This window comes from Bifidobacterium sp. (genome assembly GCF_022647885.1).
Lineage (GTDB): Bacteria > Actinomycetota > Actinomycetes > Actinomycetales > Bifidobacteriaceae > Bombiscardovia.
In genome coordinates, this window is sequence record NZ_JALCLM010000001.1 from 1,328,613 (window position 1) to 1,350,592 (window position 21,980).

Sequence of the window (21,980 nt, forward strand, 5' to 3'; positions counted from 1 at the left end):
TCGTTATGAACGTTGCGGGGACTGCGATATGAGATGTTGCTGGGTGATTAAAGCTGCTGTGGAAATGAGCAAAAGTGTAACCACTACGAGAATCGCAGTGCGTAACCCAAAATTATCGCCGAGGAAGCCGAGCACGGGTGGCCCTACTAGAAAAGCACAATATCCAGCAGTAGCCACGATGCTAACCCTAAGATCTGGATGGTCAGGGTTCTCTCCTGCAGTTGAGATAGCAACGGGGAAGCCTAGAGACACTCCAAGTCCCCATAGTGTGACACCGGAAATAATGAAAACTGTGTGAGTGCCTACAGCGACCAAAAAAATGCCGAGTGCCCCAGTAAGTAGACTGCCCAGAAGTACATGGGGCTTTCCCCACAACGAAATAACAGCTTGACCACAGAATCGTCCGACAGCCATAATAGTTGCGAATGTTGCAAATATCATCGATCCTTGCGCGCTGCTCAGTCCCAGTCCGTCAACCATGATGAGTGGGAGCCAGTCGTTGGCCGAGCCCTCTGCGGATGCAAGACCGAGTAAAACGATTCCAAGGAGGATAAGCCCAGGGTCTCGCCATAACGCACTTTTTGGATTTCCTGCTGCAACATCAGTGTTTGGGTTTTCTGCTGGTCGCGAGAGTTGGGTTTTCCCCATTCCGGATGGTATTCCGCTAAGCGACCAAAAACTGACCAAAGCGAGTAAGACGGAACATCCTCCGAGATGCCATATAGCTGGTACATCAAGAGATATGCAGACGATACTGATTACTGCGCCAATGAGGACGCCAAGACTGTAACAGCCGTGGAGTGCTGGAAGAATGGGATGCTTAAGTCGAGTTTCTATGTGTGCTCCGTCTATGTTTAAAGCTATTTCAGCCAAGCCGCTACCTAGACCGAAAAACAGTAATCCTACGAACACCACAGAAGGGTATCTGACTATTGTCGAAGCTGTAACGAGCGATAATCCGGTGGAGAGGAAGATAGCGCTATAAGCAATAACCCACCTTGTTCCACGCTTTCGCACGAGATATGCCGAGCTTAAAATACCAGACATTGAACCGATTGATCCACCGAAAAGTATCATCCCCATAGCGGAGATTGTTGCACCTATTGTGTCTCGGATAGTTGGTGTACGGCTGACCCATGAAGCGCTCGCGAGACCAACTACAAGCATGAATGAACATAGCGAATACCGCCATCTGAGAGTTTGAGAATCGGTCATGTGTACGATTGTACATATAACTAGTACAAACGTACACGTATATTGATTACGTTTATCTCAACCTAGTAAATGCTGTGGGGAGCATTACTCAACGTCACTGTCAACGAATCCAGTGTGCGGCATAGTACTGTCTAAGAATCATATTTCTGACGTTTAAGGCCATACGCGATAAGCTTTATGCACTGAATGGTTGTTGATGTAGATGAGGTGCCGCTTCGAGGGTGAGTAGATCATCGCAACTTATGAGAAAGGCAGTAGCATGACGAATGATTCGTCAAGTGGGAATGTGATTGGCAGAAATGTTGATCCAGGTAGACGTGATCGAATCATCGATGCTGCGCTAGAGGTTATCGCGACTCAAGGCGTGGCTGGAACTTCTCACCGGAAGGTTGCTGCTGTAGCACAGGTGCCTCTAGGTTCAATGACGTATTACTTCAGTGGTATGAAAGAATTATTGCATGATGCGTTTACCCGCTTTGCTGATCAAGCTGCCGATACCTTTGATGCACGCATGCAGGCTACAAGCAGGCGTGTAAATGCTGTTGATGCAGTGGTGAAGGCCATTGTTGAAGAACGCAGCCAAGAAAACACAGTCCTTACATACGAACTCTATACATTGGCAGCACGGGATCACGATTATCAAGAGATTACTGAGAGGTGGATGGCACGAAGTAGTGCAGCGCTTGAACGCCATTTTGATCCGCTCACCGCGAGACTACTTGATGCGCTGATTGAGGGGATTACTATCCATAGAGCTTTGGATCGTGATCCTGTTGGGAAAGGCGACGTAGAGGAAGCAATACGCCGGATTACGAACTCATAAGTCCCTATAGTTCGTGATCAGTGCAGGGGATTGTACGGTGAAATTGGTAGCTGCACTGACATCCGTCATTTGTGGCATTATCAGCACAATTCAGCAGTGATGAGCAGTCTACAAACGCTGAATGAGCAACATTATCGGATGGGTGGCGATTTCCTATGTTATTCATATTTCTGTGAGACCCGAGGAAAACTGCGTGTCCAGTTCCTTGGTAATGTTGCGGGTTCTTTGTCTAACGTCATTAATGAAATGTTTGATGCTGAGCCTCGACAGCTGAGAAGATGTGGTGATTAGAGAAACTGATCGTCGAATTTCAGGCGTTATTGGCACCCTAATCGTTTTTGAAGGCTCTTCTTGTGTTGCAAGTCTGGGGAGTACGGCGATGCCGAAGCCCTGTGCAACAGATTGCAAAACCACTGAATATGAGCTCAAGGTTCCTGTTACGCGTGGAGAAATTCCAGCTTGCTCGCAAAGAATCTGTATGTGGTTTGACAGATAAGTCCCCTTTGGCTCGCAAATCCAATCTTCACCAAACAAATCTGTAAGTCGCAGCGATGTACGATTTGCCAGTGTGTGACCTAAGGGGAGCACAGCACACAGAGAATCAGAGAACAGAGGGATGGAGACTATCCCAGCATCGTTATCTGCTTTAGCAGCTCCGAATGATGCCGAAAAAAGAATGTCTAGCTGCCCCGCATTGAGTAGAGGGATGCTTGTATCTGGTTCTAGCTCTTCGAGGGTGATTGTCAGCTGGGGAAATCTTGATCCCAGTGATGCACATACTGGCACGGCAAGAGGAGCGAGTGCGCTAGAAAAAGAAGCTACTCGAATATGACCGCGTACTTCCATATTTTCGCTGCGTACCATATCTTCGATTTCTCTGAGCTTGTTCAATACAGGACGAGCGCTATCTACCAATTCATTCGCAAGGGGAGTAAGTCTGACTTGTCTGCCAACGTGCTCAATAAGGGGTCTTCCTACTGATCTTTCGAGAGAAGCAATATGCTGCGAAACTGTTGAGACGCTCATTTGGCTGGCATCTGCCACAGCTTTCATCGTTTGTAGAGCCTGTAATTCAACGAGCAATTCTAAACGTTCAGGGTTGAGCATGTGGACGTCCCTTCAATTGTTTGAATATTATAAACTATATGTTCTCAATTATCTGATGGACGTAAACGATAACGTATGTTTAGCATGCTTGCATGATCAACAATAACGAGCACTATTCAGACCCATTCGCTCGAGAAGAGGGCTTCTGGAATAACGTAGACAATCATGTACTCCGCTATGGCGCACCAAAATTCATGCCAGCGATTATTGACCACGCAGAAGGCAGCTATATCTATACCGAGGATGGGCGAAAAATACTTGATTTCACCTCAGGACAGATGAGTGCGACCCTCGGTCATGCTCATCCGGCAATCATTGCAACCATCCAAAGATCATATCCGCGTCTCGACCACTTGTTCAGTGCCATGCTTTCAAGGCCGGTGATCAATCTTACAACCCGACTCACATCCCTCACATCTGATGCTATGGATGTAGAGGGTAACCATGAGAAGCTGGACCGTGCTGTGTTGCTGACCACAGGGTCTGAGGTCAACGACGCTGCGATACGGTTGGCGAAATTAGTGACAGGTAAATTTGAAATCGTCTCCTTTAATCGATCTTGGCATGGTCTTACTGGAGCTGCCGCTGCTGCAACATACTCTTCAGCGCGCAAAGTTGGCACTCCTTCAATGCCAGGGCAAATTGCCATACCAACACCATATGAGTATCGTCCAGATTTTGTTGATGAACACGGTAAGCTCGATTGGCGAAAACAGCTTGATTTTGGCTTCAAAATGGTCGATGCCCAGTCGGTGGGGAGCCTTGCTGCATGCATCATTGAGCCAATCGTGTCAGGGGGAGGCATCTTAGTTCCGCCCCCGGGATATTTGCAAGCATTACGCGAGAAGTGTCATGAACGTGGCATGCTGCTGATCTTCGATGAGGCGCAGACCAGTATCGGGCGCACGGGCACATGGTTTGGTTTCGAAAGCGATGGGGTTACCCCTGATATTCTTACAGTCTCCAAAACTCTTGGGGCTGGTCTTCCACTAGCTGCCATGTTAACAACCACCTCGATTGAGCAAAAAGCTTACGAGGAAGGTTTCGTCTTCTACACCTCACATGTGAGTGACCCAACCATTGCGGCCGTCGGTTATACAGTGATTGATGTCATCGAGAAGGATCATATTCTTGCATCGGTGCAGCAGCGAGGCAAACAGCTTCAAGATGGACTGACAAGAATCCTCAATGATCACGACATAGTGGGTGATGCGCGTGGACGCGGTCTGTTGCAAGGTATTGAGATAGTCGAAGGCAACACTTCAAAAACTCGTTCCGAGGCTTTGGCTGACAGCATTACTGAGAAATGTTTCGAGCTGGGGCTTCATATGAATATTGTCTGTTTACCCGGGATGGGCGGAGTTTTTCGTATAGCCCCTCCGCTCACTGTATCGGAGCAAGAGATAGATCTTGGTCTGTCAATACTCGACGAGTCGATTACTTACGTTGAAAAACATCGTTAATCAGTATTACTGATGTTGATGCACAGCGGTCACACGAAATTGAGTGACCGCTGTTGTTATCTCGGCAAAGAGAGGAAAAGAAATGATGTGTGCAGTGTTGTTACGGGAAGTTCGTGGGGACATTCGAAAGGTTCGAGAATATGACCCTTCCATGAGTTCGAACACCCAAGTGCTGTTGACATCAGGAGGTATGCAGGCGGTATGGGCATATCGCATATCTCATCGAGCATGGATTCATAGACACCGACTGCTGGCTCAGTTGATTCGCTATACCGCCCGTTTCATGACTGGTGTGGAAATTCATCCGGGTGCAGTTATTGGTCGTCATCTGCTCATTGATCATGGAACAGGTGTGGTTATTGGTGAAACAACTGTCATCGGAGATGATGTTATTATGCATCATCAGGTCACATTAGGTGGCAGGGTTAACACACCAGGTAAGCGGCATCCGACAGTTGGCGATCGTGTGTATATAGGCGCAGGTGCAATGATACTGGGAAATGTCACCATAGGCTCAGATAGCTCTGTCGGAGCACTCACACTCGTATTACACGACATACCAAAAAAATCTATTGTTGTAGGCAATCCCGCTCGAATTCGCAGCAAATAGGAGTGGTCTAGTGCTCAGCCGAATCAATATCTGAAGTGTCTGTTTCGAGCGTCTTGTGCCTACTTCATTGTATTGCTGAAGATTGAGAACTGTTGTGCTCTGTGCGCATAGTGGCGTATGCATTGAGCAGTGTGGTTGTGCTATGAAAGGTAACTATGAATACTCAAGAAAATTCAATTGATGTGAGTTATCGGGTTGCTCAGCCGCATGAATTGGATGCGATTTCTCGACTAGCTGCGCAATCGTTTGGAGAATACCCCTTCTTTGCATTCGTGTTTCGGGAACAATTCGACTCGTACCCTGATTATCTGAACTATATGACAGCGCTTGATCGCATGGTGATTAAGGCTTATATGAGTAAGAAAATTTGTCTAATAGGGGAGAGCCATCATCGGATAGTGTCGATTGCTTTACTGGATAATCCAGACACTCGAGCCATTGGAATAAGCGATTACATACACGCAGGTGGTCTTGGATTAGTTAAAGGTGTTGGTTTAGTCAGGCTTCTTGAATTCTTTACTATCAGTGAGCGCGCTCAACAAGATTGCAAGTTGAAATATTCGCAGTCTTGGTATGTTGAAATGCTTGCAGTCGACACGCAACTAAAAGGGCAGGGGCTAGGAACAAGGATGATTCATGAATGCGTAATTCCTTTCGCCCGATTCCATAACGGATCTTCGTTAAGTTTGATCACTAATACTGAAAAGAATCGTCGGTTTTATCAGGCGAATGGATTCACAGAATTCTCTCAGACGCTTTTGGAAAACCATGGAAACACTATTAGTAACTGGAGTTTCTACATGAACTTTGCAAATTAACGAGTTATAAGCTCGAAGAATGTATCCATCAAACCGATATAGGAAACGTCAATATACATAAACGGAAGTGCATTGTAAAACATAGGGCTATAGATTATCGTTTATTCCGATTGCTCCGTAGAGTTTTTGCGGTGCTCAACAGTTTTTGAAAGCCATTTTTACGGGCTGATGTACGCCGCTTTGATATGGACATCACTGGGCATCCTGCACAGACAAATGACTCTGGATCAGGGTTACAGTGTGTGCTACTGCATTGTTGACCAGCAAAGTCAAGAACGGCTAATTGCCGTGATGAAATAGCCTGGTCATGTATTAATTCAATAAAATCCATCGGTAAATTCAAGCGTTGGGCAACCATACGAGTGGTATTTCCGTCTCGCAGCGAGGCCAACACTTGCTCGGATATTGATTCACTTGTAGTTCTTCTGAATGTTTTCATAACAGACTGCCAATTTGGAAAATAACAATGGCTAAGGCATATGCGATAAGCAGTCCCATGAGAACTGATTGCACGGCAGTTTTGCCTCCGAACTGACGTTTCATCTCAGCAACAGTCGCTAAGCATGGCGTGTAGGCAAGAACAAAAACCATAAACGCTGCCGCTGCTGCTGCACCGTGACCATTACTGGAGTGTTCAAAACTTGTACGCACTGCCTCACCGAGAGGACCTCTGCCTTCTGACGTGCTTGAAGCATCATCTGATTCTTGTATGGAATAACTCTGTGTCATGGATCCAACAACTACTTCTTTGGCAACGAAGCCTGTGATAAGAGCTGCTGAAGCATGCCAATCGTTAAAGCCAGCAGGTTCAAAGACTATAGCTGCTTTTGATGCCATTGCTCCGTATAAGGAGTTTTCAACCTTATCTACGTGAGCAAAGCTGTTGTTACCAGAAGCTCCGGCACTGATAGGGATTGCTGCCAAAAGCCACATAATGATAGTCATTGAAATAATGATTGAACTTGCTCCTGTAATAAATGCCCACAGTCTTCCTGCTACTGATTTGAGTAGTCTCAGAATCTGGGGGAGCTGGTAGGGAGGTAGTTCCATGGCAAAGGGTTGAGTGCGTAAATCAGAGAATTGTGTTGTTCTGAGTGCAAATCCAACCGCAAGAATAATCACGATCGACATAACATACATAAGGAATATCGCTAATCCTGCGTACTGGTCAAAGAATGCATAAGCCAAGACGATGTAGACACTCAACCGTGCAGAGCATGAGGTGAATGGAATAAGTAGACCGGTTAGCACCCGCTGCCTTGAATCAGGAAGAGTTCTAGTGGAGGCGAGAGCAGGAAGATTACAACCAAAGCCAACGACTAAAGGCAAGAATGCTCTACCATCTAGACCTATAGTCCTCATGGCTTTATCCATCACAAAAGCTGCTCGCGCCAAATATCCTGAATCTTCGAGCATTGAGAGAATGATGAACATAATGCCCATCGGAGGAACGAAGGTCAGTACTGTGATGGCTCCGTTGAGTACGCCATCAATCAGCAATGAGTGTAGCCAGCCATCAGTGGCACTTGGGCCACCAACCAGAGTAAATATCCAATCGAGTCCGGAAGTTAGCCAGCTGCGTACGGTGACGTCAAACCAGTCGATGAGCGGACTAGCCAGAGTGGTAATTGATTCGAATACGCCATACATGACTAAGAGGAAGGTAACAATCCCAAAAATCGGATGCAGTAATACGCGATCGATACGATCCGATATGGTGACTTGATTCTCTACGAAGGTACCACCATTAAGCTTGCTAATCGTTTGTGCAACCCAGTCAAAACGATCGTTGGCTGTCGCCTTAACCCACAGAGAAACTGCTTGAGAGGAACTACCGTCATGAGGGGCTATGGTACTGGTGATTTTTGATATGCCATGTTCAACATGGTTTTCAGAAGCACCCTTTTCTGCTTGCGATATGTGCGCAAGGGTTGATTCAATTGCTTGTATGAGTGCATCATTCCCATTGCCGTTCCTACCGTCAACAGCAACAACAGGTATGTCGGGAATTGCTTGCGATAAGGTGTTGATACTTATGGATGATTGCTGTTTTTTTGCCAAATCGAGCATGGTTACGGCGATAACTATTGGAAAGCCAAGATCCATAAGTTGGCTCAGAAGGTATAACGACTTTGAGGGTGATGTGGCATTAAATACAGCAACAATAACGTCCGGGGGATTCACATCTATGCTCCCCATAGCAGCTTGACAAGAAACACGTTCATCAGGACTGATAGCGTCAAGTGAGGCAGTGCCTGGGGTATCTATAAATTCCCAATGAGCACCATGAACATCAAGATCTCCGGATTCAATAAGCACAGTCGTTCCTGGAGCATTCATGACGGTTGCATTGCCGCCCAGAAGAGAGTTAAACAGAGTGGATTTACCAACATTAGGGTTACCCATGCAGACGATGCGAGGTCGTGAGAGTTTCTCAGATGCTGAGTGAGCCGTTGAACTGGGGAGTATAGCTGCTATGCCGCGACGATGGTGGTGACTGCCAGGTCGGCATTTAGGGCATGGAGTAGGTGACGGAGACGAATGCTCACACGTACAATCAGTGTTTGGAAGATGTTTGGCGGGGGTATTGGCCTTTGTTGCGCCGCGTTGTTGTCGAAATACAACCATGAATTCCCCAGATTTCAGTACTTAGCGGAGGTCTCGCCCACGCTCATAATAGAGCATTGCTGGTATGCGAAAGCTGCGCTGTGTTTCTTGCTGCGATTGCATGTGTGTGATGTCAATCGCGATTGTATGCATCTGTGCTCAATGCGTTTTAACTTGGCTTGACCAGTATGCGTCTTGCAGTGTTCCCGTCCACTGCTATGCGCTCTGACCCGTGTGAAACCACACATCCGCCAAAGTTGGCTTTCTGAATGACAGTTAAGCGCTCGTGCTCTCGAAAACCAAGTTCGTTGAGACGAAAACGATAACGCTCAGAAAGTTCTATTGCGCATATCTCGATTTCCATGCCCAATGGACAAGTGCGCAACGATTGTGTCATGCACACGAGGTTAGTTGAGACCACAAAGGGTTGTAAAGGGTGTCGCCGTAGTTTAAAACCGTTAAAACTAGGTAAAGGCTCTTATGCATCTCTCACCGCTAGTGAAGACTACCGCGCTCTTGTAGGTTCAGCTAGTAGGTGATGTATTCACACCGCGTCGTATAACGCTTCCTTTTACTCCATCAGTGTCTAAAACAAAGCCAGAACCGCTTCGAGTGTATGGCAAATCCTCTACCCGAATGTTGTTGATGAACAGGCCAGCCGTATCGCCCGATTGAATATTCATTGATTTATGGTGGTGGGTTTCTATCGCTGTCACCGTTCCAGATAGAGCAGCAAGCGAAGAATTTGGTGAATCGATGAGCACCTCGTCGCCTACGTGGATGCTTCCTTCGCTCATAACACCTGTAAAAACAGGTCCTCGTCCGGTAATGACAAATACATCTTGAATGATGAAACTTCCATCTTCTGTATCTCTAGGTGTTGCCCAAGATTTTTGTTCATCCGTGTCGCGAGGAGAGTGCCTGTGGAAAAGTGAAAATAATCCCATGGAGACTACAATACGTGACAAAGCCCTACATTGACTCTAGAGTTTGCTTAACAATCGCACCTGTGCGTAGTTACTTTTTATGAGTTGCGCTCTACTACTAGGTCAGAGACAGTCAAGTTTGCTTCACTGAGAATATTCTCTAATAGAACCTCAGCTAGCTCTTGAGGATTCATAAAACTGTGCTGCTTATTCTCATCCACGTAGTCTCTACTGTCAGTGTAGAAATTGGTATCGATACCACCCGGATAAAAACCTACAATTTTTACAGAGGTACCTTTATAGGCTGCCTTAAGGCTTTCTGTATATCCGCGTTCTCCCCATTTAGCAGCACAATAGACAGATTCGTGAGGATTACCTCGTAAAGCAGCAGAAGACATCACATTGACAATTTTGACGTCACGTTCCTCTGCAGCTTTAAGAGCAGCTGTACTCCATAGAATCATTCCACGTAAGCCAGTCAAACATTTCTCAATATCTTTGGAAGTGTAGGCTGTGGGTTCTTTGAATGCTGGCTGCCCAGCATTGTTGATAAGTAATGAGATTCGGCCAAGATGAGCTATAGATTTGATAGTTTGTGCACAGAAATCATCATCTGCAATATCAGCAACGAAACCGTGGTAATTCGAGCCAAAAGAGGTGTTCTCTGCTGACATCTGGGCTGTCAAGGTTCCCATGCTTGCTGCATTGAAATCGATATTGCACACGATATACCCTTTGGCAAGCAGCTGGGAAACTAACTCGTATCCTAATCCATTAGCGCCTCCGGTAACAATTGCTACTGGTGTAGTGAGTTCAAGCATCTTTGCCTCCGAATAAGGTGTAATCAGCATTATGAATTGACCGTATATACAGTATAAGTTGACACAAAGCTTACTGAGATTTGATTATCAACTGTGTAGATAGCACTGTGTAGATAGCACTGTCTAAAAATATGTAGAAGACAACAGCACCCGTTGGTCTGAATGAGCAAACCCCTTCATTTACCATTCAGATGCTGTTGCTTCTCATTTCACAACCATCAGGGCATTATTGGAAGTCTCTGAAATCAAATTGATGCGGGGGACATCAATCCTTGGTTGTTTCGGATTTCTTTATCGAGATGCTCAACATGTCAAATGCTTCAGCAGCAATTTGATCCATATCGAGAGTATTATCTACTAACCATTGAATTTGCAGGCCATCCAAAATCGCCTGCATAATTCGAGCGATGTGTTCAACACTTACTGCAGGTTGAGATTTGTGGACTTCTGAATACTGCTCCACTAGATGCCCAACCATCTTCCGCTCGAATTGGCCTCTCTCGGTGAAATACGTATACGCGGGGTTGCTCTGATCGGAAGCCTTCACCGACATATGTGCGTAGAGCTCTACAAGCCCTGGCGTCAACATATTTTTCTTGGTGATATCGTTGATCAGTTTCACCGGATCCCAGTCCCTGTCTACTACCTTGTCAAACATGTCAACGGACGGAATTTCGGTATTTCCATAGTTCATTACATCTTGAATGTCTCGTTCTTTAAGGACTTCTACAAGAAGATCATCCAATGAATGGAAATAGTGAAGCACCCCTGCTTCAGAGATTTGTACTGCCTGGGATATTTTCGCCAGAGTCGTGTGATTGAAACCATCCACGGCGATGATATGCAAGGCTGCATCGAGAATTTCTTTGCGCTTTGCGATACCTTTGGGATAGGAACCACGACTGCCTTTTGCCATTTTGCTCCTTTCTTATTCATATTGAATCGGGTAACACTCAGAGCCTGAGTGCTTGTTGAGCTTTCAAATAGTAGTCCCCAAAACGGAAACATATGGGAAACAACGTCCAAAATTATGAATACTGTGAAATAATTAAGGGTGAAAGAAGTTAGTCGGGTTCATTATATTGTTCCTATTACTGCATTGAGCCTCCTCAGTTCTCAAAATTCTTGTGTTGTTATCGGAGTGTCGACAATCCATCCTCTTGTCGATTAAGACAGTTTGCTGTCCGGGTGGAGCGTAATGCAAGGCATCTGAGTGAGAGAGAATTCACACTTGGGAGCGTGACAAGATTTTTTTGCCGGAGTTATCACAGGGAATCGCTTATATGACGCACATTTGGGTACCAGCATAAGAAAGTTTTAGGTCTGAGTAATGCGAACACAATTCGCTATCTGTTCACAATGAGCTTATCGCGCTCGTATTCGACCACACTATCAACACTTGATATGACCAAGCTTGGACTCTGACCATAATGACTGGAAATCGGTGCAAAGGAGAGTCATGCTCATACCTAGGTTATGGATATGGAGGCGAATCATTGTCGCATCTGCTATTGCTGTGCAAGCCTTCATGCTCCACATCACACCATTCCTTGCAACAGCTGGTATTACGCTATCCTGTATAAAATCAGCGGATTCGGTAGGTACTCGCTATTCAGTGGTGGTGCATGAACTTTCCTCAGCGGATGCTACTTGTCAGTCTCAGCTAGGTTGGCCTTTACAGTCGCCAGAGATATTATCGGAATTCGACCTTCCAGCTCAGACGTGGTTAGCGGGTCATCGTGGAGTTGATCTCATTGTGCACGGAGGAGAGCTACTGCTCGCACCTGAAAGTGGCACGATCTCATTTGCTGGAAAAGTTGCAGGAAAAGATGTGGTGAGCATCCAAGGTGTGCGTTGGCTCCATAGTTTTGAACCAGCCGTGACATCATACGGCGTAGGAACAACCATAACCCGTTCATCAGCTTTTGCTGAAGTCCGAGGAAGCTCAGATCATTGTGATTCATTATGCGTCCATTGGGGAGTCCGTGATGCTGCGAAACAGTATAGAGATTCAGTAAAAATGACCCGTCGTAGCAAAATCGTTCTTAAAGCCTTGTAATTAGCGTGATCTTGTATCTAGGCATTGTAGAATTCAATAGAATCCGCATGAGACAGGGAGCGCCATGTTCAAGGAATATTCTCGTCCGATCACAGAACCGATCGACGATGACCGTAACATCTTTTCCGTATTACAAGAGCGAGTAGATCGTGCGCCCGATGATGCGCTTATCGAGTATAAAAGTTCAAAGAATGAGTGGACTTCCTTTAGTGCCACAGAATTCAAAGATATCGTAGTTGGGCTAGCCAAAGGCTTGATCGCACGTGGGATAATGCCAGGGGATGCAGTTTCTATCATTTCGCACACTCGTTGGGAATGGACTGCTTTAGATGTTGCCATTATGTCTATTGGTGCTTTGACAGTTCCTGTATATGAGACTAACTCTGCGGCTCAAGTTCGCATGATTTTCAATGATGCGAAGGTGAAGATGGCTTTCGCTGAAACCGATGAGCAGCGAGACAAAATTGAGTCGGTTCGTGATCAGTGTGCGTATCTTAACGACGTTTATGTGATTGATTTGGGCGCACTTGAAGCATTAACAGCATACGGTCGTGGCGTTAGTGATAACGAGTTCCTAGAACGGGAACAAGGGGTTAAAGGCTCGGATCTGGCGACAATCGTTTATACTTCTGGTTCCACAGGAACGCCTAAAGGCATTGAATTAACACATAGTAATTTTGTCTTTGTCACCCATTCAGGCGTGCAGACCATGCCGGATATCAGTTTGAAACCGAACAGACGGTTGTTGCTGTTCCTACCCCTCGCACATGTATTTGCAAGATATATGCAGTTCTTCTGTTTTGCAGGCAATGTGACGCTTGGTCTGTCAAGTAATCTGAAAACTATTCTTGCGGACTTCCATGCGTTTCGTCCTACATTTGTGTTGGCAGTTCCTCGTATTTTTGAAAAAATCTTCAACGCATCATCTCAACGTGCAGGTAAGGGTATAAAAGGGCGCATATTCCTACAATCAGTTGAGGTAGCGCGCCAGTGGTCTCAATACCAACAAGAGGGACACGGTATGCCATTGAGCTTCCGTGTCAAGCATGCGGTGTTCAATAAACTGATTTATAGCAACATCATGGAAGTTTTTGGTGGATCGGTAGAATATGCAATATCAGGTGGAGCACCTTTAGACACCTCAATTGCACATTTTTTCAATGGAGTCGGGCTCCCACTGCTTGAGGGCTATGGGATGACGGAGACTAGTGCACCTGCAACGGTTAATCCTACTGTTGGTTATAAAATCGGGACGATAGGTAAACCTTTAGAGGGTATCAGCGTAGGAATAGATGACGATGGAGAACTCTGTATCAAAGGTGCCAGCGTGTGTGCTGGCTATCACAACCATCCTGAAATCACCACAAGTCAGATATCGGACGGCTGGCTGCATACAGGTGATTTAGGAGCTATTGATGACGATGGCTTCGTTTCTATCACTGGCCGTAAAAAAGATCTCATCATTACTGCAGGTGGCAAGAATGTTTCACCTAGTGTCCTTGAAGCATCGGTTATGACATCGCCGGTGATAGGCCAATGTCTAGTAATCGGTGACCGCAAGCCTTTCATTGCAGCTTTGGTTACTCTAGATTTATCAGAAACTAACGCTTGGCTTAAAGCGCAGGGAGCCGAGAGCGTTGAGACTCTTGATGAAGCACGCAATAATCCAATCGTAAAAACTGAAGTCGAGAGGGCAGTAGATAACGCCAATGATTTAGTGTCACGGGCCGAGTCCATCAGAAAGTTTGAAATACTTGCTGACGAATTCACCGAGGAGAACGGCATGATTACGCCGAGTCTCAAGACTAGACGAAGCGCCATTATTGACAAGTATCGAGAGCTTATTGATGAGGTAATCTACAAGCCGAGAAACAAAGCCTGAAGCACAGCGCAACATGTGTGCTGATGGATTTTCTCATCAGCACACATGTGTAGTGGTTTTACAGACCAGCATCAGCAGCGGTGACATAGTCGGTATCTATCAGCGCGGTTTTAAGATTTGATGCCGATACAGTAAGTAACTGATGTTGTAGCGTTGGAGAGCTTATTCCGTTGTTTTTCTCGTTAGAAATGCCATCAATGCTGCTTAAGGACTGTTTAAGATTCAATAATCTGACAGCTTTAGCAAGGGAATTACTAATAGCTTTTCGATCTTCTAGAGCTGTCATCCATTGTTGACCGTTAACAATGCTGGGTATGTTATCTAGATAAGCGCCATATCCAGTAACGATGGGCCAAGCGCTGCTGCTTGAATCTGCAGAGCTTCCAGTGCTTTCAGAAGAGTTATTCGAGCTTGTATCCTTCGAAGAGTCACTAGAGTCTTCTGAAGATGTTGGAGCAATACTTGGATCAGGAACTTTATCTTTTTTCAGGTCTGCTTTACCGGTGATATTGTCAACGATTCCAGCGATGGAAATTTCAGGGTTGATATCGGCAGAGCTACCTGTATAACCCAGTGATGTCAGAGTGGTTGTGATTTCAGAAGCCACATAATCATTCATAGCGAGAATGCCGTCTACGCGGGTACGGCTACTTGCTGATTTGGATTGTTTACCTAAGCGTATAGTGAGTTCTTTTTTGATGGAATCCTCATTGCTGGCGTTGAAACTCACTAATTGCCAACTGTCCGCAGTGCTCTTGCTGTCTAAAAGACCGGAAGGGCTCTTTACTGCACCACTGCGGAAGTATGGTCCCAGCACCTCCCAAATAGCTGCGAAAGCAGTTTTATCGAATTCGTCAGCAGATGTTGATGAAGCAGATGAATCTGTGGGCAACATGATTTCAATCTGCTTAGGATTTTCCTTACTGGTTTTGTCGAGTTCGAGCTTATTAACAAGTTGCTTTGCCTGCACTTGAGCCATCTGTTTCACCGATGACATAGGAACATATAGATCCGGTGTGAAATCCTCGAGTGTGGAAGATAGGAGTACCACATGCATACCGGATTTTTTGGCGAGATTGAGTGCAGATTGTAAGCGCACAATCGCCTGCTGCTCAACGCTTGAAGAGCTTGTTGAGGAACTTGTGCTGGGGCTTGCAGTGTCCGATGTTGCAGCACTTGGTGTCGCGGTTGACGACAAAGCTGTCTGTTGTAGGGCACTGCCAAAATAATCACCAAATTGATGTTGAAAGCTTGCGGTATCAATAACCGGCGCAACGATAAGCGTCTCAGCATTGGTGTTGCTGCTTGATGAGCTGCTGCTTGCGGCAGATGAGCTAGATTGAGAGACGTGGCTGACAACGTAATCTTGGATAGCCTGGCTCTGTTCATCAAGAGTGTCGTAACTATGAGAAGTGATTGCTTTTTTCTGCATGTGTGCTTGTTGCAGGGAAGAACTCAGTTCAGATACAAAAACAGTCCACTTATTTAATGGCGTGTGTTGCGTTAACGTAATGCCATCTGAAGGCGTGAATATTGCTGCACTCCCAATACTGGCTGATTGAGTGTTGGAAGCTGAGCTGCTATCGCTGGTGTCAGGAGTTGGACTGCACCCTGAAATTGCAACAATGAGAACCGTCGCTAGCACAGCTGTCAACGAATGGTGCATATATTTACGTGCACCGTTGTGCTGCCTGTTGTCACGAAGTTTCACGTTTCCCCTTTAAATCCAAATGCCTACCAAAACTCTATTATCGGTCATTAGCAAGAGTATTGCCTGAATGTGGACATGTTCATAACATGCGAAAAACTGCACTATACATGCAGATACACATTGTTGAAACTTGTGTATCCGCACATATAGTGCAGCGTGTGTTGTCTTTGACAAACTACTTTCTTAGGGCCTTCTGCAGGTTTTCGTCAAGGGCGTTCATAAAACCTTCAGTGTCTAACCATTGTTGATCGGGACCAACCAGGCTTGCAAGATCTTTGGTCATACTTCCTGATTCAACTGTCGCAATAATGACTTGTTCAAGGGATTCAGCAAAATGAGCAACTTCCGGTGTGTTATCAAGTTTTGCGCGGTGCTTAAGACCACCTGTCCAAGCATAAATCGAAGCAATTGGATTAGTGGAGGTCTTCTCACCTTTTTGCCAGCGTCGATAATGTCTGGTGACTGTACCGTGAGCGGCTTCAGCCTCAACAGTTTGACCATCAGGTGTCATCAATACAGAGGTCATAAGCCCTAGTGAGCCGAATCCTTGGGCTACGGTGTCTGACTGCACATCACCGTCGTAGTTTTTACAAGCCCAAACGTAACCACCTGGCCACTTCAACGAGCTGGCAACCATGTCATCGATGAGACGGTGCTCGTAGCTGAGGCCAGCAGCCTTATATTGCTCCGCATATTCACTGGCAAATATTTGTGCGAAAATATCCTTAAAACGACCATCGTATGCTTTCAAGATGGTGTTCTTAGTGCTGAGATATACCGGGTAATGTCGCAGGAGTCCATAATTGAAGCAGGCTCTTGCAAATCCGATAATCGATTCATCTATGTTGTATTGAACTTGCGCAACTCCAGAACCCGGGTAGTCGAACACCAGATGTTCGATAGGTGCGCTGCCATCTTCAGGAGTGAAGGTTACAGTCAACTTACCTTTGCCTGGTACTTGGAAATCTGTAGCCTTGTATTGGTCTCCGAATGCGTGGCGAGCAACGATAATCGGTTGTTTCCAGCCAGGAACTAACCGGGGAATATTGGAAATTACGATAGGTTCACGGAAGATTGTGCCACCGAGGATGTTCCTGATTGTCCCATTGGGGGACTTCCACATACGTTTCAGTCCAAATTCCTTGACGCGTGCTTCGTCAGGTGTGATAGTCGCGCATTTAACTCCGACATGTTCACGCTTAATAGCATTTGCCGCGTCAATCGTGACCTGATCATCGGTGGAGTCACGGTATTCGATGCCAAGATCGTAGTAATCAAGATTGATATCAAGGTATGGAAGTATGAGCTTGTCTTTGATGTCTTTCCATATGACGCGAGTCATTTCGTCGCCGTCAAGCTCGACGACTGTGCCTTCAACTTTGATTTTGGCCATGCAGTGCCTCCTGAATGTAATAATGGGAATTCCTGGTCAAGTATTACTCGACGGATGTTACTGACATTACTCGAGCGGTCGGGCATGCGCATTAATCTGATGATTATGTCTCAGGAAATCGAAATTGGTCTAGGTAAAAAAGGTCGTCTGGCGTACTCGCTAGACGATGTAGCCATCGTCCCATCCAGAAGGACCCGTGATCCTCAGGATGTTTCCACTTCATGGCAAGTGGATGCTTACGAATTTGATATTCCGGTGTTGTCCGCACCAATGGATTCTGTAAGTAGCCCTAAAACGGTGATTGAAATGGGGAAACTTGGTGGACTCGGAGTCCTAGATTTAGAGGGATTGTGGACGCGGTATGAAGACCCACAACCACTGCTCGACGAGATTGCACATCTCCCGGCGACCGAAGCAACTCGACGCATGCAAGAGATCTATGCAGAGGCAGTTAAGCCTGAGCTAATTACTCAGCGTTTGCACGAAATTCGTGACGCAGGAGTTACGGTAGCTGGAGCTTTGTCTCCCCAAAGGACTCAGCAGTTTTCGTCAACAGTGATTGAAGCTGGTGTGGATCTTTTTGTTATTCGTGGCACCGCGGTTTCAGCTGAACACGTTTCAACATCTCACGAACCACTGAATCTTAAGCAATTCATCTATGAACTTGATGTTCCTGTGATTGTTGGTGGTGCAGCAACGTATCAGGCTGCTCTCCATCTCATGCGCACGGGTGCAGCTGGAGTTCTTGTTGGTTTTGGGGGAGGCGCAGTTTCAGCAACCCGAACGACCATTGGGGTACATGCACCTATGGCGACCGCAATAGCCGATGTATCCGAGGCTCGACGCGACTACATGGATGAATCGGGTGGCAGATACGTTCAAGTCATTGCAGATAGCGGAATGGGCAATTCCGGAAGTTTCGTTAAGGCGCTAGCAATGGGTGCTGATGCTGTGATGCTAGGGACGCCACTTGCGCGTGCTGCCGAAGCACCTGGGCAGGGCAAACACTGGGGGGCAGAGGCTCGGCACCATGAGCTGCCTCGTGGGTTTAGAGCAGATGTGGGCACAGTTGCTTCTCTGGAGGAGATTCTCAATGGTCCGAGCCATCAGCCTGATGGCACCACGAATTTTGTTGGGGCTCTTCGTCGCGCTATGGCTTCGACTGGTTATGTTGATATCAAGAATTTCCAACGTTGTTCGGTCGTTGTTACACCATTTGGTGAGGCATAATCACATAAATACCAAATCGTGCAAACAGGTAGTGGAATGTTGAGGGTATTCACATATCCACATTGTTATGGTGCGGTGTTGGTCTTTCGCTGTAATTCTTGAGATGCTCGTGGAATGTAATGATTCTACGAGCATCTTTGGTATTAAGGAGCGATTATGAATGAGGTTGCCACTGGAACGAAAATGTATGGAATTGCATCATTTGAGCGCATCATTGAATTAGGCGTTGGCATGCTTCCAGTTCCTCTACATCTAGCACGGTGTTCTCCAAGTTCAGTTAGTGATGAGCTTTGTCTAGGTTTATCAGTGTCGGCGTGTCGTCTGGCATGTATGGCTGTGGACGTCATTAGAGGAAGATTGGATGCAAGATTATTAAGGAAGGCAGTTGATTTACCCGTTATTAGCAAACTGGAGATGTTTACTCTTATACTTGATGAGCACTGGGTGCGTTCTGCTGATATACAACGGGAGATGCTGCGCTTACCTGTTGTAGCAAGAAATTTGCACGCAGTCCTCGTAAGCCCTCAAAGAGTCGAAGTGTTGGTTCATATGAATATTGGGCGAACACAGTACTGGGCAAACGTTATTTTGCGTTTACGAAATGAGCGGTGGGTATGCACCATGCTTGATCTTGGCTGAATGAGCAACTTTGTAAGGTGCAAGGTCATATAGTAGAGCCTATGCTTAGAGAATTTTCTGTAGAGACATCTCGTCCAACCAACGATGAGGATACTGTTTTTTCGCTGCTTAATAATCGAGTGGAACACTATCCTGATGACGTCATTGCACAGTGGCAAGACCAATACACCAAAGAGTGGCACGATGTCAGCGCGACACAAATGCTCCAGCGCGTTCGTGAAGTCGCTAAAGGCTTGGTGGCACTCGGCGTGCAGAAGGGGAGCAGTGTTGTTATCTATTCAGCTACCAGTTACGACTGGGGAGTTGTTGATTTTGCTTGTGCATCCATCGGTGCTGTATCAGTGCCAATCTATGAGACTGATTCCAGTAAACAGGCCACAGCTATTGTTAAAGACGTTAAGCCGGTAGTGGCATTTGCAGGAGATAGCGATCATGCACAGACGCTTGAAATGCTGCGAGGCACATCGCAAAGTTTGACTTATGTATTCAACTTTGAATCCGGTGGGCTCAATGCTGTTTGTGACTTCGGAGAATCTATTTCTGACGAAGATCTGGATGCGCGTATCGGTGATGTGAAAGCTGATGATCTCAACACCATTGTGTACACATCAGGTTCCACAGGGAAGCCTAAAGGTGTGATGCTAACAAATCGTAACTTCACACACATTGTGTATGCGGGTTATGAGGCCTTGCCAAATATGCTTGCGGCTCCCACCCGTTTGCTGTTATTCCTCCCTCTTGCTCATTGTTTTGCTCGCTACATTCAATATGTTGCAATCGGATCTCGTGGTGTCGTTGGCTATGTGCCCAACACGAAACACCTCTTGGCAGATTTGCGAAGTTTTAAACCTTCATACTTGCTTGGTGTGCCCCGCGTGTTTGAGAAGGTATACAACGCTGCATCTCAAAAGGCGGGTGCAGGTTTGCGCGGTAGATTGTTTGCCAAAGCATTTTCACACTTCGTGCAATGGTCAAAAACTGAACAGCAACACGGCAAACACTCTCTGCCACAGCGCATGCAGCATCAGTTCTTTATGAGTACAGTTGGCAGCTCAATACGTTCTGCGTTGGGACCGAACCTGCGTTTTCTTGCGTGTGGTGGAGCTCCAATGAATGCAGATTTGGCTCATTTTTTCAACGGTATAGATGACATCACCTTTATTCAGGGATATGGCATGACAGAGACTGCTGCTCCATGCTGCGTTAACGGAGAAATTGAAAATGAGGTTGGATCTGTTGGACGACCAGGACCAGGAATTTCGGTGGCACTTGGGGATGACGATGAACTTTTAGTCAAGGGGCCCAATGTCTTTGTCGGATATTACGGCAGCAAAAGGATGGATAAAAACGTCGTTGATGCTGATGGCTGGCTTCATACTGGCGATTTAGCCACGATTGATGACAATGGTTTTGTATTCATTACCGGTCGAAAGAAAGACATTATTATTACCGCTGGGGGAAAGAATATCAGTCCGGCTCCTTTGGAAGACACGATTTCTAGTTGTCCTATTGTCTCCCAATCGGTCGTAGTGGGCGATGGTAAACCGTTTATTGGAGCCTTGATTACGCTTGACCCAGATATGTTGAGTTCATGGTTGAAGTCGCAAAGCCTTGATCCTCATATGTCAATTCCAGAGGCTGCAGTGAATGACGCTGTTAGGGCTTTTGTTCAGCAGTATGTGGATCAGGCAAATAGCACGGTATCTCGAGCTGAATCCGTAAGAAAGTTCATCATTCTTGACGAAGATTTTACTCAAGAACAAGGGACGTTGACACCAAGTATGAAGGTCATCAGACCACAAGTGCTCAAAATCTATGCTCAGCTTATTGACAAAATCCTCTATGCGCCAAAGAATCCCAATGCACGAACTGTACCTGCAACGTCCAAGTTCATCGAAAAAGCAAGCGACTCCGTTACTCCTTTAGTAAATATGGCTCAGGAAACCGCTATGCCTAAAATCAATGAGATGCGTGAGGCTTTAGATCGTGCGAGAACAAATGTGTCGGATTCATTTGCTAGCGTTTCCGAGAGAATTCGTTCGACGCAGGATGACGAAGGCCAAGTTGACGCGGAGCAAGATGCCGAACAAACGCCACTCACCAAGTCGAATGACGATAAGCAAAGTGACGCCAACGAGGAGTAATTGTGGCAATTCGTGACATTCGGGTAGTTCCGGATCCCGTACTTCGTACACCCTGTGAAACCATTACTACCATCACACCGGCTGTACGACGACTGGTACAAGATTTGATTGAAACAGTTGACGATCCTGGACGGGCAGGATTGTCAGCTAACCAAATTGGTGTGAGTCTCAGGGCGTTCTCTTTTAATATCGATGGGCGCGTGGGGTATGTGCTTAATCCAGTTATTGAAGAAGTTTCAGGTGAACAGTATGGAGACGAGGGATGTTTATCTCTGCCTGGTTTGTGGTACGAAACTAGAAGAGCTGATTACGCGCGTGTCCGTGGTATCGACCTTGATGGTAAAGAAATAGTCCTTGACGGTAGCGGTTTGATGGGACGTATGTTGCAACATGAATGCGACCATCTTGACGGGCATGTGTATATAGACCGTCTTGAAAAAGACGTTAGACGTAAAGCGCTGCGAGAACTCAGAAGTCAGGGTCAGTAAACAGCGCAGTATGGCCGCAATATGTGATATTCTAAATTCTTGTG

19 protein-coding genes are annotated in these 21,980 nt (G+C 46.2%); 10 read left to right on the plus strand and 9 right to left on the minus strand.

From position 1 onward, the window contains the following. Window positions 1-3: 3 nt before the first annotated feature. Entirely contained in the window at window positions 4-1,215 is a 1,212-nt protein-coding gene (locus LKI20_RS05720) for an MFS transporter (protein WP_291771409.1), read from the minus strand. A 259-nt stretch (window positions 1,216-1,474) separates the two neighbouring features. Here LKI20_RS05720 and LKI20_RS05725 point away from each other — a divergent pair, with 259 nt between their 5' ends. Continuing rightward, window positions 1,475-2,038 (plus strand): TetR/AcrR family transcriptional regulator, encoded by a 564-nt coding sequence (locus tag LKI20_RS05725; protein ID WP_291771412.1) that lies wholly within the window; start codon window positions 1,475-1,477, stop codon window positions 2,036-2,038. 162 nt (window positions 2,039-2,200) lie between these two features. Here LKI20_RS05725 and LKI20_RS05730 read toward each other — a convergent pair whose 3' ends face one another. Beyond that, on the minus strand, window positions 2,201-3,145 hold the full coding sequence (locus tag LKI20_RS05730; protein WP_291771415.1) for a LysR family transcriptional regulator: 945 nt from the start codon (window positions 3,143-3,145) through the stop codon (window positions 2,201-2,203). A gap of 92 nt (window positions 3,146-3,237) precedes the next feature. Between LKI20_RS05730 and LKI20_RS05735 the strand changes: the two genes are divergently transcribed. The 3 genes from LKI20_RS05735 (at window position 3,238) to LKI20_RS05745 (ending at window position 6,036) form a co-directional block, all read left to right on the plus strand. Then, window positions 3,238-4,608 carry an aspartate aminotransferase family protein gene (locus LKI20_RS05735; protein WP_291771417.1) on the plus strand — a complete coding sequence of 457 codons (1,371 nt, stop codon included), beginning with the start codon at window positions 3,238-3,240 and terminating at the stop codon, window positions 4,606-4,608. 85 nt (window positions 4,609-4,693) lie between these two features. After that, entirely contained in the window at window positions 4,694-5,218 is a 525-nt protein-coding gene (epsC, locus tag LKI20_RS05740; protein WP_366936180.1) for a serine O-acetyltransferase EpsC, read from the plus strand. Between the two features lie 155 nt (window positions 5,219-5,373). Further along, entirely contained in the window at window positions 5,374-6,036 is a 663-nt protein-coding gene (locus LKI20_RS05745; RefSeq protein ID WP_291771422.1) for a GNAT family N-acetyltransferase, read from the plus strand. A gap of 435 nt (window positions 6,037-6,471) precedes the next feature. Here LKI20_RS05745 and feoB read toward each other — a convergent pair whose 3' ends face one another. From feoB to LKI20_RS05770, 5 genes are all read right to left on the minus strand, one after another. After that, a complete protein-coding gene (gene feoB / locus LKI20_RS05750) occupies window positions 6,472-8,664 on the minus strand; it encodes a ferrous iron transport protein B (protein WP_291771424.1) in 2,193 nt (730 codons plus the stop codon). Between the two features lie 148 nt (window positions 8,665-8,812). Beyond that, entirely contained in the window at window positions 8,813-9,040 is a 228-nt protein-coding gene (locus tag LKI20_RS05755) for a FeoA family protein (protein ID WP_291771427.1), read from the minus strand. Window positions 9,041-9,167: 127 nt separating this feature from the next. Next, window positions 9,168-9,590: a hypothetical protein gene (locus LKI20_RS05760; RefSeq protein WP_291771430.1), complete on the minus strand. Its 423-nt coding sequence runs from the start codon at window positions 9,588-9,590 to the stop codon at window positions 9,168-9,170. 77 nt (window positions 9,591-9,667) lie between these two features. After that, a complete protein-coding gene (locus tag LKI20_RS05765; RefSeq protein WP_291771433.1) occupies window positions 9,668-10,390 on the minus strand; it encodes an SDR family oxidoreductase in 723 nt (240 codons plus the stop codon). A 265-nt stretch (window positions 10,391-10,655) separates the two neighbouring features. After that, window positions 10,656-11,306 carry a TetR/AcrR family transcriptional regulator gene (locus tag LKI20_RS05770; RefSeq protein ID WP_291771436.1) on the minus strand — a complete coding sequence of 217 codons (651 nt, stop codon included), beginning with the start codon at window positions 11,304-11,306 and terminating at the stop codon, window positions 10,656-10,658. A 543-nt stretch (window positions 11,307-11,849) separates the two neighbouring features. On the opposite strand from LKI20_RS05770, the gene LKI20_RS05775 reads away from it, so the two are divergent. After that, on the plus strand, window positions 11,850-12,449 hold the full coding sequence (locus tag LKI20_RS05775; RefSeq protein WP_291771439.1) for a M23 family peptidase: 600 nt from the start codon (window positions 11,850-11,852) through the stop codon (window positions 12,447-12,449). Window positions 12,450-12,513: 64 nt separating this feature from the next. Continuing rightward, window positions 12,514-14,331 (plus strand): AMP-dependent synthetase/ligase, encoded by a 1,818-nt coding sequence (locus LKI20_RS05780; RefSeq protein WP_291771442.1) that lies wholly within the window; start codon window positions 12,514-12,516, stop codon window positions 14,329-14,331. A 58-nt stretch (window positions 14,332-14,389) separates the two neighbouring features. On the opposite strand, the gene LKI20_RS05785 is transcribed toward LKI20_RS05780, so the two are convergent. Further along, a complete protein-coding gene (locus tag LKI20_RS05785; RefSeq protein WP_291771445.1) occupies window positions 14,390-16,042 on the minus strand; it encodes a hypothetical protein in 1,653 nt (550 codons plus the stop codon). 175 nt (window positions 16,043-16,217) lie between these two features. Next, complete coding sequence (locus tag LKI20_RS05790) at window positions 16,218-17,435, minus strand: NADP-dependent isocitrate dehydrogenase (RefSeq protein ID WP_291771448.1); 1,218 nt, start codon at window positions 17,433-17,435, stop codon at window positions 16,218-16,220. A gap of 105 nt (window positions 17,436-17,540) precedes the next feature. Here LKI20_RS05790 and LKI20_RS05795 point away from each other — a divergent pair, with 105 nt between their 5' ends. The 4 genes from LKI20_RS05795 (at window position 17,541) to def (ending at window position 21,936) form a co-directional block, all read left to right on the plus strand. Beyond that, the gene (locus LKI20_RS05795; protein WP_291773397.1) at window positions 17,541-18,665 is read left to right on the plus strand and encodes a GuaB3 family IMP dehydrogenase-related protein; all 1,125 of its coding nucleotides are present in this window, start codon (window positions 17,541-17,543) and stop codon (window positions 18,663-18,665) included. Window positions 18,666-18,821: 156 nt separating this feature from the next. After that, window positions 18,822-19,304, plus strand: coding sequence for an Rv3235 family protein (locus LKI20_RS05800; protein ID WP_291771451.1), 483 nt, complete (start codon window positions 18,822-18,824; stop codon window positions 19,302-19,304). Between the two features lie 41 nt (window positions 19,305-19,345). Further along, window positions 19,346-21,448, plus strand: coding sequence for an AMP-dependent synthetase/ligase (locus tag LKI20_RS05805; protein WP_291771453.1), 2,103 nt, complete (start codon window positions 19,346-19,348; stop codon window positions 21,446-21,448). A gap of 2 nt (window positions 21,449-21,450) precedes the next feature. Further along, complete coding sequence (def, locus tag LKI20_RS05810; RefSeq protein WP_291771455.1) at window positions 21,451-21,936, plus strand: peptide deformylase; 486 nt, start codon at window positions 21,451-21,453, stop codon at window positions 21,934-21,936. Window positions 21,937-21,980 lie beyond the last annotated feature (44 nt).

Excerpts from the sequence above, each read along its gene's own strand:
- LKI20_RS05720 (WP_291771409.1), bottom strand. The coding sequence starts at position 1,215 with ATGACCGATTCTCAAACTCTCAGATGGCGGTATTCGCTATGTTCATTC.
- LKI20_RS05730 (WP_291771415.1), bottom strand. The coding sequence starts at position 3,145 with ATGCTCAACCCTGAACGTTTAGAATTGCTCGTTGAATTACAGGCTCTA.
- feoB (WP_291771424.1), bottom strand. The coding sequence starts at position 8,664 with ATGGTTGTATTTCGACAACAACGCGGCGCAACAAAGGCCAATACCCCC.
- LKI20_RS05800 (WP_291771451.1), top strand. The coding sequence starts at position 18,822 with ATGAATGAGGTTGCCACTGGAACGAAAATGTATGGAATTGCATCATTT.
- LKI20_RS05755 (WP_291771427.1), bottom strand. The coding sequence starts at position 9,040 with ATGACACAATCGTTGCGCACTTGTCCATTGGGCATGGAAATCGAGATA.
- LKI20_RS05780 (WP_291771442.1), top strand. The coding sequence starts at position 12,514 with ATGTTCAAGGAATATTCTCGTCCGATCACAGAACCGATCGACGATGAC.
- LKI20_RS05760 (WP_291771430.1), bottom strand. The coding sequence starts at position 9,590 with ATGGGATTATTTTCACTTTTCCACAGGCACTCTCCTCGCGACACGGAT.
- LKI20_RS05745 (WP_291771422.1), top strand. The coding sequence starts at position 5,374 with ATGAATACTCAAGAAAATTCAATTGATGTGAGTTATCGGGTTGCTCAG.
- LKI20_RS05795 (WP_291773397.1), top strand. The coding sequence starts at position 17,541 with ATGTCTCAGGAAATCGAAATTGGTCTAGGTAAAAAAGGTCGTCTGGCG.
- LKI20_RS05790 (WP_291771448.1), bottom strand. The coding sequence starts at position 17,435 with ATGGCCAAAATCAAAGTTGAAGGCACAGTCGTCGAGCTTGACGGCGAC.
- LKI20_RS05770 (WP_291771436.1), bottom strand. The coding sequence starts at position 11,306 with ATGGCAAAAGGCAGTCGTGGTTCCTATCCCAAAGGTATCGCAAAGCGC.
- LKI20_RS05765 (WP_291771433.1), bottom strand. The coding sequence starts at position 10,390 with ATGCTTGAACTCACTACACCAGTAGCAATTGTTACCGGAGGCGCTAAT.
- LKI20_RS05735 (WP_291771417.1), top strand. The coding sequence starts at position 3,238 with ATGATCAACAATAACGAGCACTATTCAGACCCATTCGCTCGAGAAGAG.
- LKI20_RS05805 (WP_291771453.1), top strand. The coding sequence starts at position 19,346 with ATGCTTAGAGAATTTTCTGTAGAGACATCTCGTCCAACCAACGATGAG.
- LKI20_RS05775 (WP_291771439.1), top strand. The coding sequence starts at position 11,850 with ATGCTCATACCTAGGTTATGGATATGGAGGCGAATCATTGTCGCATCT.
- epsC (WP_366936180.1), top strand. The coding sequence starts at position 4,694 with ATGTGTGCAGTGTTGTTACGGGAAGTTCGTGGGGACATTCGAAAGGTT.
- LKI20_RS05725 (WP_291771412.1), top strand. The coding sequence starts at position 1,475 with ATGACGAATGATTCGTCAAGTGGGAATGTGATTGGCAGAAATGTTGAT.